Raw genomic sequence first — 597 nt, forward strand, 5'->3', positions numbered from 1 at the left:
ATACATCAATTTCCTAAAAGAAAAATTAATAAACTTTCCACCAATTCTAGCAAAATACTTAAAGAAAAAATTCTTCCCAGAATACAAAAAATACATACACTTCCTTAAAAAAAGACACAAAGGAAAACTAGACTGTACTAACAATCAAATAGAAAATTACATTGGAAATACAATGCCCAAAGCACACAAAAAGAAATTTAGAACATTAGAAGGAATATTCAATCAGATAATGCACCAAAAAGATGGCTGGATCGAAAAACGAAAACAAGAGCTAACAAATTGACAGTCCCGAAGTTTTTAATATCACTATGTATTGTAACATTAACATTTTCACTTAATTTATTACCATTAATATCAACTAAAGTAACATTACCTATAATGACGGTATTATAATAAGCATCTGGAACTGAAATTATAATAATTGAATCTATTTTGAAAACCTCAAAACTAGTGATATTAGAAGACCCATTTATAGTTTTTCTCGAAAAGTTTATACCATATAAATTACAAATTAATATTCATGGTAAAAAATAGCAAAAAAATTGAAGGACATCTTGAATTGGATGAAATTAAAGAGGTTATGAAAGAATATAAAGA

General features: G+C 26.1%; 1 protein-coding gene. It reads left to right on the top strand.

Annotated elements, in window-relative coordinates; translation table 11 throughout:
- A partial coding sequence (locus MBORA_RS10760) for a hypothetical protein (protein ID WP_063720086.1) occupies positions 1 to 283 on the top strand: 283 nt, incomplete at its 5' end.
- Positions 284 to 597: the final 314 nt, after the last annotated feature.

The organism is Methanobrevibacter oralis, assembly GCF_001639275.1.
In the GTDB taxonomy this organism is placed as follows: domain Archaea; phylum Methanobacteriota; class Methanobacteria; order Methanobacteriales; family Methanobacteriaceae; genus Methanocatella; species Methanocatella oralis.